This window comes from Clostridium zeae (assembly GCF_017312485.1).
GTDB lineage: Bacteria > Bacillota > Clostridia > Clostridiales > Clostridiaceae > Clostridium_AR > Clostridium_AR zeae.
The window spans coordinates 31,777-44,208 of sequence record NZ_BMBA01000002.1 but is presented as its reverse complement, the minus strand read 5'-3'; the positions used below and the strand labels follow the sequence as shown (position 1 = coordinate 44,208).

Here is a 12,432-nt window from a genome sequence, read left to right as displayed (position 1 = left end):
ATTTTAGACTCTATTTAGATAATGTATTAAACATAGGAGGCTTTTAAGAAAGGGTGCAAAGAAGATGGTAGAAAAAATATTGACCATGAGATTATTAAAGGATAAGTATGGAGTTTGTAGACTAGATAAAAATGAGCTTATACCTGCTTGGGCACAAAAGGGGGAATTCTTTTCTATCACACATACAAAAGATGAACTTTCTATTGTGTGTTATGAAGACAATATTCCTGAAAGTATAAAGTGTGAAAAGGATTGGAATGTTTTGAAGATTGAAGGACCTTTAGACTTTTCTCTGATAGGTATACTCTCATCGATCAGTTTAATATTAGCAAACAAAGGGATTAGTATTTTTGCTGTTTCCACCTACGATACAGATTATATATTAATTAAGAATAAGGATATAGATAAAGCAGTGAATTCATTAATCGAAGAAAGATACGAAATCATAAAATAGAATTCTTTAACTTGTTTAACTAACAAGAATTAAAATCCATATAGAGCTTAGTATGGATTTTCTTTTTTGTGTTAAAAAATGTATAATGAGTTTAATATAATTAATGAGATTCCAAATTAAGGAGCGATAAATATGAAGCTGATAGAAATTTGTACTATTTCCAAGGATGTTGAGGCATTGGCTAATTTTTATTGTAAGATAGTAGACGTAGAGTGTAAAGGTGATTCTAGCTTCATGCAATTAAATTTTGAAAATATTAAATTCACTATATTCTCAAATGCAGGTATGGAAAATATGGTACCTAATTCTATGAAGAATGCAGGTAGTGGAAATTTTATAATAAGTATTGAGGTAAATGATGTAGATTTTGAATATGAGCGTTTAAAAGCAATGGATATTGAATTTATAAAACTTCCTACAACTCATCCATGGGGTGCAAGATCAATGTGGTTTAGAGACCCTGATGGAAATATTGTTAATTTTGTTACAGTATTAAATGATAATCAATGAATATTATATTAAAAAGCACAGGGAGGAAAGACAATGATTTATATAGTTGATGTACTATTATTTGATGATTTTGAAACACTGGATGTATTTGGACCTGTTGAGATACTTGGGAAATTGCCTGATACTTTTAAGCTGAATTTCATATCAACAGATGGAGGTTTAGTTGAAAGCTCTCAAAAAGTAAGAGTTGAAACTAATTTATATAAAGAAGAAAAAGACGTAGAAAGAATTTTAATTGTACCAGGTGGTAATGGAACAAGAGAAAATGTTGATGATGAAAGTTTTATTAGTTTTATTAAAGAGTTACATACCCGTGCTAAATATACGCTTAGCGTTTGTACTGGTTCAGCTTTACTTTCAAAAGCAGGAATACTAGACAACAAGAGAGCCACTACAAATAAAAAAGCATATAGTTGGGTAATTGAACAAGGAGAACAAGTACAGTGGATAAAAGAAGCAAGATGGGTGAAGGACGAAAATATATATACTTCTTCTGGAGTTTCTGCTGGTATGGATATGACCTTAGGATTTATAGAAAATCTTTTAGGAAAAGAAAAGGCTTTGGAAACTAGTCAAAGAATAGAGTATATTTGGAACGAAGACAGCACCTATGATCCATTCTCTAAGTTATATGAGTAATTGGAATAGGTTATATTATGAATTTAGAGTATAAGTATTATCTGATGATTTATAGATAAAAAGAAGAGGAATCTAATTATGAGAAATATTCAAATAAGAGAAATAAAACAAATGTCGGAGTATGATTTGTCAAAACTTGCGTTGCTTTTAATGGATGTGGTTGAAGATGGTGCATCAGTAGGATTTCTATCTCCAATATCATTAAAGGTGGCGAAAGAATATTGGATAAGTGTTTTGTCAAAAGGAGTTATGATTTGGATAGCAGAAATAGAAGGAGCTATAGTTGGAACAATTCAGTTACATCTATGTCAGAAGCAAAATGGAAGACATCGTGGAGAGATAGCTAAATTAATGGTGCATTCATCAGTAAGGAGATGTGGAGTAGGAAAAAAACTGATGGAGATTTCAGAAAAAAGAGCTATAGCTGAAGGGATAAGTCTTATAACATTGGATACAAGAAGTGGAGATGCCTCAAATCTATTATACAAATCATTTGAATATATAGAAGTTGGAAAAATCCCTAACTATGCAGAGTCTACAAATGGACAGTTGCATGAAACTACTTTTTATTATAAGAAATTATAAAAAGTTAAAATTATTGATTAATATATCACGTAAATATTAAAAAAGGTACTAGGAGAAGTTTATGAAAGAAGTGAGATTTGCAGTCTTTACTGATTTGCATTATGATCATATTCACGATGGACAAAGAAGATTGAAGACTTTTGTTGATGATATACAAGAAAAAGATATAGATTTTATCATCAATCTAGGAGATTTTTGTAGAGTAACAAAAGAAAATCATAAATTGCTAGACATACTTAATAGTACTGGAAAGCCTTATTATAATCTAATAGGAAATCATGATTCGGATTCGTGTACTAGAGAAGAAGTGCTTAGATTTTTGGGGATGAAAGATAGTTATTATTCTTTTAAATATAGTGATGTGAAATTTATTGCTTTAGATACTTGCTTTATGCAGTATGGCAAAGAGTATGTACCATATAGTAAAAAGAATTATGATTCTGCCACTGGAGTTTATCCTGTATTACCTAAAAAAGAGTTCGATTGGCTTAAGAAAGAACTTGAAGAAGAATGCACTTACTTTGTTATACTTTCTCATCATAGTTTTGAAAATGAATTCATGAAAAGGGGAGTGCATAATCGTAAGGAAGTGCAACAGTTAATTAATGATGTAAATAAAACTGGAAAAAAGGTATTAATGTGTTTAAATGGGCATGACCATGCAGACTCAATAAGAAAGATTGGGGATACATATTATTTTGGAGTAAACGCAATGTCTTATATTTGGTTTGGACCACAATATGAGCATTTTTCTTATGCAGAGAGTATACACCAAAAGTATCCTTTTCTTAAAGATTTAGTGCTTTATAAAGAAGGTCTATATACTATTGTAACTCTTTCACCAGATGGACATATTAAAATAGACGGTATGGAAGGACATTATCAGACAGTGTCACCAAAAGAGCTTGGAGTTGAAGGCTATTGGAATGGACGGGCTATTGTAGCTAAGATATCTTCGTTGAATATATAGTTGTATGGAAATATAAATTCCACCTTTCATATATTATAATAAGAGAATGAACAAAATATTATTATAATATAATCTGTTTGACATCATTTAACAAGTAATTACACTATAATTATAGGATATAAATGGATTAGTTTCAAATAAAATCATAGATTCAAAAGGAGAGATACTATGAAAATATCGTTGTTACAGCCTAAGATTGAGAGAGGTAACATTAGAAATAATATTGCACATATACAAGAGTTAATTGATAAAAGTAAAGGAGAGTTATTGATTTTACCAGAGTATGTTTTTACAGGTTCATTGGTTTTGGAAAATAATGTGGATATAGATAAGTGGGTAATAGAAGGGGATGTAGCAAAGAAAAACTTGAAAATACCTGAAGGAAAGATTTTGTTAACTAATTCTTTAGTAAGAATAAATGAAGAAGTTTATAACTGTTGTGAGTTTTTACCTGAAGATAAAAAACAAATTAAGGTTTTTCCAGATTCAACAGAAGAAATGCAAGGTATAAAAGCTGGAAAAGAGCATGAAACTTTTCAAATGTTTAATAAGAGATTTAAGGTTTTTATTTGTAAGGATTTTAACCATTGGAGATCTATAGAAACAAGCGATTTAGATTTTGTATTATTTATTTATCATTTCACTAACGAGAACTATGAAAAAAGAATCATAGAGCTAAAGGAATTTGTAAGTGAGAGAAAAATTCCAGTGTTAGCTAGCAGTTTAGTGTCAGATAAAAATAACGGTTTTAGTACTTATATAAATGAAGGCACAGTTGTATCTATTTCTGAATTAGAAGGAATATTAGAACTTGAGCTATAGAATCTATGAAAAGTGAGATTAAGCTATGAAAGTAATTGATTTAACACATACAATTTCAGAAAAAATGCCAGTGTATCCGGGCACAGAAGAACCTAAGTTAGAAATGGTAAATACATATGATAAAAATGGGTTTAAAGAAACCTTATTAACTATGTTCTCCCATACAGGAACTCACATGGATGCACCAGCACATATATTTGATAAAAAGACTACTTTAGATTCATTTCCTGTTGAACAATTTGTAGGGAAAGCATTAGTTATAGATTGCAGTGATTTAAAGACAGGTGAAAAAATCACTATAAAATATATCGAAGGTGTAAAAGAAAAGGCTGATGAAGCTGAGTTTATCTTGTTTAGAACAGGTTGGGAGGAACTCTGGGATACAGATGCTTATTTTGGAGAGTACCCTTATATCACAGAAGAGGTTGCAGACTATTTGATACAAAGTAAAAAGAAAGGTGTGGGCTTAGATGTAATAGGTATAGATCCTATTGCAGATGAAAACTTAACCTTGCACAAAAAGCTCTTTGCTGAAACTGAAATAGTTGTTATTGAGAACTTGAATAATTTAAAGAAAGTTGGCAATGACTTGTTTACTCTATGTGCACTTCCTCTAAAGTATGAAAATGCAGATGGAGCACCAATTAGGGCAATTGCGATTTTAGAAAATAAGTAAGATAAGTAAGATATAAAGGTGGAAAATTTCAAACCTTAGACTCAAAATTAATATTTCGATGATCTCATGAATCTTTAATTTTATAGATTTAAATATGAAGTTTTTTATCCGTATTTATAATTTGCGAGATATGATAAAGGGAGGCCTGAAAATGGCTTCCCTTTAATATTATAAAAGCAAAATATTTAACATTAATTGGTAAAATCATTGTTAGTATATTTTTAAAGCATGGAAATAGAATATCAATAAAAAGTATTAATAATTGTTAACATACCACATTATTGGAAATAATATATATATTGGGTATAATAAAAGAATTGATAGATGTAAAAAGGTGTAAGCATTCAATGTGAACAAGTAAAGTGAAGTTTAACAGTGTAATAGAAGAAGTTATGGAAATTAAGAAGAACTATTATAAGCATAATAAACTCGAGATAGAATGTTAAGGAGAACATTGTATGAAAATAAAGTTTGAAAAAGCTAATATTGAAGATGCCGAAGAATTGATTGAAGTTAGAAATCTAAGTTTCTATTCAGACTATAGAAAATATGGTGAATGCCCAGGATACAATATATCAAAAGAAAGAATGACTGATACTCTACTAAATACAAAAATAAAAATATACAAAATCTTTTGTGACGATAAAGTCGTAGGTAATATAAGCGTACGGCACATTAATGATAATACTTGTTATATTGGTTGTCTTTGTGTAATACCTAGTTATGAAAACAAAGGAATAGGACAAGAAGCTATACGGTTTGTTGAAAAGGAATTTTCTAATGCAACTGTATGGACATTAGAAACGCCAGCAGATAAAGTGAAAAATCATTATTTCTATAAAAAGCTTGGATATAGCATTGTTGATGAATATATGAGTGGATTAGTTAAGATAGTGTTGTTTGAAAAGAAGCTACTCTGTAAATAAAGTAATATGACTAACTATTTGTTTTAAAGTTCTTAATTGCTGTTTAAATACTTGTAGTAAACTATTTTAAAGAAGAAAAGGAGATACATGTGTGAAGCTTATAAAGAAAAATAAGTTAGCCTTTTTAATTATAATTGTGGTAGTTTTTGCATCTTCTTTCACTGGATGCTATTATAAAGAAAAAGTTACTGTAAAAGCAATTTATCTAGCACCGAAAGAAGAGGGACAGCTTACCCAAAAAGATCTTGATAATTATCCTGAGGTGCTTCGTGTAACGAGTCAAACGGAACTGAAAACATTAGTTACTAAAACTACAGCAATTTGGATTGATAAAGATTCAGTATATTTAGTTGACTCAGATTGGCTTAGTGAAAAAGCTCAAAGTAAGCTTCCTATTGTACTTGTTGGATATAACGATCCTATATACTCTTTTAGAGATAAATTATCATGTTTTAATATTAAAGGTCCTTATATTGACTGGAGTAAACAAAAATTAGAGCCTGGATTTAGTGTCGGAATGCTAAAAGAACGAACAGCTGAAGAAAGTTCTGTTTTTTTAAAGAAGTATGACATAACTCCAGACACAAAACAAATTCTATCAATAACAAATATGCTGCTTGATGGCAAGTTCCCACAATAGTATTTAGAGTTATGCTCTTAAATACTTTATGAACTTTTTAGATGAAAATATTATATTCAGTACAACATGTAACAAGTTAAAATAAACTTAATAGTTTTATGAAACATCGTACTAGGAATGGTTACTGTGTTTTATTTATAATCAGAAATTATAGGTGCAAAAAAATTATTTAATAAATAATGTTTTTCAGAAATTGAAAAGAGCATACAAGTTTTGAAACGGTAATTGATTAATATAAAGCGGTATGCTAATCTTGTTACATAAACTTTTAAAAGTTTGCGTAATAAGTTGGAGAGTGGGGAAAACCGATGAAAAATCGTTTCAGTTTAAGTTTTAAGGCATTCTATTTTATATATTTAGGAGCTGTTGGAACCTTCATGCCCTATGTAAATGTATATTTAGAGAAAAGTGTGGGATTAAATGGCTCTCAAATTGGTTTAATTGCAGCATTGAGTTCAATAGTTGGATTTACTGTCATTCCTATTTGGGGTGTAGTAGGTGATAAAACTAAAAAATATAATGCTTTATTAAGGGTATCACTTGCAGGGGCTTTAGTGATGGTGGCTTTATATCATAAAGCAGCAACATATCCAATGATAGTACTCTGCGCAATTGGTTTAGAAACAATGCGATTAGGGACTATACCTATGACAGATACTGTAACTACTAAGTATTGTCATGAAAGCGGTGGCAATTATGGAGCTATTAGGGCTATGGGGTCATTAGGATATATGTTAGCTAGTATGGTAGTTGGTTTCTTAGCAGATAAATTTGGATTAGATGGACCTATTTTTGCTAGCTATGCTTTTTTATTAGCTATAGCTATTCCAATTAGTTTTACTTTTCCAAAAAACAAGAGTCAAAAAGAAATAGAAGAAGATAAATTACAAAAGAGCAGCTTTAAAGAATTACTGACTAATAAGAATTACATATTTATTTTGTGCATTGCTATTCTTACAACAGTAGTTGTAGACTCTGCAATGAGTTACGCAGGAAATCATCTTGTATCTACTTTACATGGTACAAAATCATTAATTAGCTGGATGACATTTATAACAGTGCTGCCAGAAGTTTTATTTTTAATGGTTGCTATTAGGGTTATTAATAAGATAGGTTTTAAAAAGTATTACATATTGGTTGTTATATCAATGATAGTAAGATTTGGAGTTTATTCGTTTTCTAATAATCAATATGCATTCTTGGCAGTAAGCGTTGTTCACTGTTTAGGCGTGGCCATGGTTACAGTCGGAAACTTGACTTATATTAGAAATTCAGTTAATTCAGCAGTTATAGGTACTGCAATTACTTTGTTCAATGCTGCAATGTCCATTGGAAGAGCTATATTTGGATATGCATTTGGAATAGTATATCAATATGGTAACAGTTATATGATTTATATGCTTGGAACTTTAGCTTTTGTAGCTGCTTTAATTATGTTAATTAGGACAAACCATTTTGATAAAATGGATGTTAAAAAAGGAAATGTATTTTAAAGTTATTAGTTTTTAATATTTAGGAGAAGAAAATGAGTGAACTTTCTGGGAGACCTAATGTTTTAAAGAGATTAAATAGTGACATAATCAAAAATGCTTTGAAAAACTTAGAATCTGCAACTAAAGCAGAATTAGTACAAGAAACCGGAATAAGTCTTACTACTGTTGGAGTTATACTAAGTAAGCTTGTAGAAGATGGTGAAGTTAAAAATCAAGGTTATGATGAGTCAAGCGGAGGTAGAAGAGCGGAGAGATATACCCTTAATCTTAATTATTCTCTTGCAGCTGCTTTATGTGTGGATAACAAAAACATAGATTATGCAGTAGGTAATTCAGCTGGAGAAATATTAGGAGAAGGACGAGTTGAGATCAATCAGACTAAACAAATTAATTCAGTAGAAGAGGTTTTGAATTTCTTAATAGATAAGTATGATTCAATAAAATGCATTGGTATTGGAGTACCTGCTGCAGTGGCTAATGGACGACTTTATACAGGGACAAAATTAGAAGAATGGCATAACTTTAATGTTCAGGATTATCTTGAAAAAAAATATAATCTTTCTGTAATTATGGAAAATGATCTTAATGCAATTGCTGTTGGTTTTGCAAATAATCATATTAAATCAGATAAACTTTCTTCAGCTGATTTTTTGAATATGATTTATATTAGTTTTACGAACAATGGAATTGGATCAGGTATTATAGCAAATGGTATGCTCATTAGAGGTTTTTCAAATTATGCTGGAGAAATATCTTTTCTTCAACTTGGCAATGGAGATACTTTTGCAGCTACAGTTACGAAAGAACACACAAGAGATGAGTATGCAAATGCAATAGCAATAGCAATAGGAAATTTAAGCTTTATAGTGAATCCAGAGTATGTTGTAATAGGTGGAGATGCATTTGAAGCACGCAATCTAGATTTAATAAATGAATATTGTTCTAAGTATATTCCCGAGAATGTTAGACCTAAAATCATACATGCGGAAGACTATAGAGAGGATTATATTTCTGGAATATTGCATCTTACCGTTGAAGAAATGAATTCAGGAATTAGGCTAGTAAAAACAAAAAGATTATAATTTCCTTTCAATGTATTTGTGGGGTTAATAGTTGTTTTTTTAATATAACAAAGTAAGTAATATATAGGAGATATAGAATGATTGAATTTAATTATGAAAATGATGAAGAAAATTATGAGGATGATGACAAAGATCATGAAAAAAATCTAATTATTCTTCAATTATTGCAGGATACTCAGTTTATATTAGAAATGCTAATAAAAAAGATTTCTATAGTTGAAGCTAAGCTTGAAGTTAAGCAAAGCTATAGTGATGATGAGGTACTAAGGTCATTAATGATACTATATAATAAAAGAAAGAGTAAATTTACTGAATTAATAAATAATGAAAAATAGATACGAAAAAGCATTAAGAATTGAATCTAAACAAGTAAGTGCTATATGTAGGAAGTATAATTACATGATATATAATCTGAAATCTCTTTGATATTAGGTGAGATTTTTATATGGAGGAAAAAATGAGCGATAAGAAAATAGGAAATATTACTATATATCTAATGAGACATGGACAAACTATTTTAAACAAAGCCGAGAGAGTACAAGGTTGGTGTGATGGTGTTCTTACAAAGGAAGGAATTGAAGTTGCTGTAAATGTTGGATTAGGGATAAGTGATATTAAGTTTAAGGCTGTTTATAGCAGCGATTTAGGTAGGGCTGCAAAGACTGCAAAGATTGTAATCAAGGAAAATAGAGCCAGTGACACTCTAGAATTAAGAGAGGTAGAAGGGTTAAGAGAAGTATATTTTGGAAAGTTTGAAGGAGAACTTGAACGTGTTAAGTTCAAGGCTATACTTAACTATCTTAATGTAAGTTCTTTTGAAGAAGCAGTAGAAAAATATGATTTCCAAAAGGAATATGTAAATTCCGTTGCTGCTTTGGACGAAACAAAGGAAGCAGAAGATCATGACGAAGCCTTAAAAAGAATTATGGAGGCTCTAAGAGAGATCTGTCTACAAAATTCTAGTGATAGCGATGAAAATGTACTTGTAGTATCTCATGGAGGGATAATTAGATTAGTTATAAACTATTTGGACAAAAGCTTTGATCTAAGGTATATGGAGAATTCAAGTATATCAAAAATAGTATATAAAGATGGGAACTTTACTGTTGAATCTGTAAATGATACTAGCTATTGTGAAAAAGGTAAAGCTATGAAAGGTATGATTAGCTAATCACAAATATATTATAAGCATTCTTTTATATTGAAAGATATAAAAAGAATGCTTTATTTGTACTAATAATGCAAATTATTATGATACAATAACTTGGCTCTTACTAAGGAAATAATAAGAACTTAAGCTAAAGAATACATAAAGAAATTACTAAAGTGGTTGATAATAACTTATAAGGTGGTATAATTTATACATAACTTATTAACGAGGTAACTTTATGAGAGCGGAATTACTGAACAGTATACAAGTATTCCTTATTCTAATATTCTTTATAGGTTTTATTGCTTATACTATTAGAGAAGCAAGAAATTGCATTAAAAGATTTAAATATAATTACATAAAGAGGACATATTCAAAATCTCTAGATTTTTCTAGATTTATGATAAAAGAAAACTATTTTTCCTATGAAAAATATGATATTTGGCGATTTTGTGAGCTTTTTTAGATGAAGTGATGTATCTTAATATACTTTAATAATTAGGAGGAAAATTATGAACATCATTTCAAATTTATTAAATTCAATACTTGGATATTTTTTTAATATAACAGGGGATTTTGGTATAGCTATAATTCTTCTTACTTTAGCGGTAAGAGTGGTGTTAATGCCATTATCATTCAAACAAAAGATTAGCATGCAGGAACAGCAAAAACTTTCAAAAGGAATAGAGGAATTAAAAGAAAAGTATAAAAATAATAAAGTGAAATTAGAAAGTGAAACTCAAAAATATTACAAGGAAAATTCTAAAAGTATGCTTGGATGTCTTACAAGCTTTCTTCAACTCCCTATATTTTTTTCGTTGTATAATGTTATATTAAAAATGCCAATGAGTACAGCGACAATGCTTGTGCCTTGGGTAGCAAGTTTAAAGATGGCAGATAATTTTTTTATTATACCTACTGCCTATGTAATATCAGTGTTAATTCCAAACTTACTACCATATGTACCGTTTTTAAGAATAACTACTCAGGCTAGAATTAGTAAAACTAATGTATTACTTTCAAGTGTGATCAGTGCAATAATAACTTTTAAAGCACCTATAGCTCTTGGATTATATCTAATAACTACAAGTTTATTTTCTGCTATAGAAGAAATAATCTTCAGAATATATGTAAGAAGAAGAGAGCTTGTTGCTTAAAAAATTTGATTATTAATATAAGATATTTAACATCGTACTATTCAAACTGAGCAGTACGATGTTTTTGGTTACTTTAAAAAATATTAGTGTTCGTTTTGCCATTAGAGATAGGTTCATTATTTTGTAAAATGTTTAACAGAAAAACATATCTTGTATGATATAATGTTAAGGATATATTTAATAATATTGTTGAAATTAAGTGGTTATGCAGGAGATGCTATATGAACGAGCTATTAGAATTAAATGATTTTTTCAGATGGAATGGCGTTAAGAAAATGTACTGTTCGAACATAGTGAGTTTACATTTTTAGCCATGGAATATGATAAAATCATATTAATTCTTTGCGAAGGCTCATTAAAGCATCGGATGACTAACCGCTTAATTTCAACACAGTGCTTTAAAAGTGCTAATATTAAAGTAAAAAAATAGATTACACTTTTATGATATGAGGTAAATTAATATGTTATATATAGATCAAAATAAATTTAATAAGGAGCTGAAAGCTGACTGTAAGAATTGTTTCGGCTTATGCTGTATAGCTTTGTATTTTTCAGCTTCAGATGGTTTTCCCACCAACAAAGACGCAGGTAAGCCTTGCATAAATTTAAAAGAGGATTTTACCTGTTCTGTCCATACTAAACTTAGAGATAGAGGACTTAAAGGTTGTACTGCATATGAATGTTTTGGTGCCGGTCAAAAGATAGCTCAAGTAACATATGAGGGAAAAGACTGGCGGCAAGTGCCCAAAGATTCTAAACAAATGTTTGAAGTTTTTCTAATAATGAGACAGCTTCATGAAATGCTGTGGTATCTTACTGAAGCTTTTAATATTCATAATGAAAGCCAAGCAAAACAAGAAATAGGATTATTGATTAATAAAACAGAGGAGATTACTCTTTTAGATGGTGACGCGCTTCTAAAATTAGATGTAGAAGCTCATAGAAATAAGGTTAATATGCTTCTTAGAAATACCAGTGAGATGGTGCGTAATAATGCTAAAAATAAAGGGCATTTCGGCAATAAAAAGAAAAGAGCAAGTGCTAGAAGATATGATTATTTCGGTGCGGATATGAGAAATTTGGAGCTTGTAGGAGCAGATTTAAGAGGAGCATGTATGATTGCCGCAAATCTAAAAGGCACTGACTTAAGTGGTGCAGATTTAATAGGAGCAGATCTAAGAGATGCTGATTTTTGTGGTTCTAATCTTGAAGGTACAATATTTCTAAACCAAGCGCAGATAAATGCAGCAAAGGGAGATGCCAATACAAGACTTCCAATTAGGCTGGTACGTCCTAGTCATTGGACTAAATAATTAAAGTAAAGATTA

15 protein-coding genes are annotated in these 12,432 nt (G+C 30.0%); all 15 read left to right on the top strand.

Translation table 11 applies throughout. The annotated features are described in order from the left end of the window. Positions 1-64 precede the first annotated feature (64 nt). Complete coding sequence (locus tag J3477_RS09595) at positions 65-454, top strand: ACT domain-containing protein (RefSeq protein WP_206869751.1); 390 nt, start codon at positions 65-67, stop codon at positions 452-454. Positions 455-586: 132 nt separating this feature from the next. Beyond that, positions 587-964 carry a VOC family protein gene (locus tag J3477_RS09590; RefSeq protein ID WP_206869750.1) on the top strand — a complete coding sequence of 126 codons (378 nt, stop codon included), beginning with the start codon at positions 587-589 and terminating at the stop codon, positions 962-964. 33 nt (positions 965-997) lie between these two features. Beyond that, positions 998-1,603, top strand: coding sequence for a DJ-1/PfpI family protein (locus J3477_RS09585; protein WP_206869749.1), 606 nt, complete (start codon positions 998-1,000; stop codon positions 1,601-1,603). A 78-nt stretch (positions 1,604-1,681) separates the two neighbouring features. After that, positions 1,682-2,188 (top strand): GNAT family N-acetyltransferase, encoded by a 507-nt coding sequence (locus J3477_RS09580; protein WP_228731258.1) that lies wholly within the window; start codon positions 1,682-1,684, stop codon positions 2,186-2,188. A gap of 61 nt (positions 2,189-2,249) precedes the next feature. Further along, a complete protein-coding gene (locus tag J3477_RS09575) occupies positions 2,250-3,158 on the top strand; it encodes a metallophosphoesterase family protein (protein ID WP_206869748.1) in 909 nt (302 codons plus the stop codon). A 168-nt stretch (positions 3,159-3,326) separates the two neighbouring features. Continuing rightward, on the top strand, positions 3,327-3,980 hold the full coding sequence (locus J3477_RS09570) for a carbon-nitrogen hydrolase family protein (RefSeq protein WP_206869747.1): 654 nt from the start codon (positions 3,327-3,329) through the stop codon (positions 3,978-3,980). Between the two features lie 25 nt (positions 3,981-4,005). Next, complete coding sequence (locus tag J3477_RS09565) at positions 4,006-4,656, top strand: cyclase family protein (RefSeq protein ID WP_206869746.1); 651 nt, start codon at positions 4,006-4,008, stop codon at positions 4,654-4,656. Between the two features lie 458 nt (positions 4,657-5,114). Further along, positions 5,115-5,582, top strand: coding sequence for a GNAT family N-acetyltransferase (locus J3477_RS09560; protein ID WP_206869745.1), 468 nt, complete (start codon positions 5,115-5,117; stop codon positions 5,580-5,582). A 91-nt stretch (positions 5,583-5,673) separates the two neighbouring features. Next, positions 5,674-6,222, top strand: a complete 549-nt coding sequence (locus tag J3477_RS09555) for a hypothetical protein (RefSeq protein WP_206869744.1) — start codon at positions 5,674-5,676, stop codon at positions 6,220-6,222. Between the two features lie 308 nt (positions 6,223-6,530). Then, on the top strand, positions 6,531-7,715 hold the full coding sequence (locus J3477_RS09550; RefSeq protein ID WP_206869743.1) for an MFS transporter: 1,185 nt from the start codon (positions 6,531-6,533) through the stop codon (positions 7,713-7,715). Positions 7,716-7,747: 32 nt separating this feature from the next. After that, positions 7,748-8,797: an ROK family protein gene (locus tag J3477_RS09545; protein WP_206869742.1), complete on the top strand. Its 1,050-nt coding sequence runs from the start codon at positions 7,748-7,750 to the stop codon at positions 8,795-8,797. 77 nt (positions 8,798-8,874) lie between these two features. Continuing rightward, positions 8,875-9,132, top strand: coding sequence for a hypothetical protein (locus J3477_RS09540; protein WP_206869741.1), 258 nt, complete (start codon positions 8,875-8,877; stop codon positions 9,130-9,132). Positions 9,133-9,254: 122 nt separating this feature from the next. Then, positions 9,255-9,968 carry a histidine phosphatase family protein gene (locus J3477_RS09535; RefSeq protein ID WP_206869740.1) on the top strand — a complete coding sequence of 238 codons (714 nt, stop codon included), beginning with the start codon at positions 9,255-9,257 and terminating at the stop codon, positions 9,966-9,968. A 491-nt stretch (positions 9,969-10,459) separates the two neighbouring features. Continuing rightward, positions 10,460-11,104: a YidC/Oxa1 family membrane protein insertase gene (locus J3477_RS09530; RefSeq protein WP_206869739.1), complete on the top strand. Its 645-nt coding sequence runs from the start codon at positions 10,460-10,462 to the stop codon at positions 11,102-11,104. Positions 11,105-11,565: 461 nt separating this feature from the next. Further along, entirely contained in the window at positions 11,566-12,417 is an 852-nt protein-coding gene (locus J3477_RS09525; protein ID WP_206869738.1) for a pentapeptide repeat-containing protein, read from the top strand. The last annotated feature ends 15 nt before the right edge of the window (positions 12,418-12,432 follow it).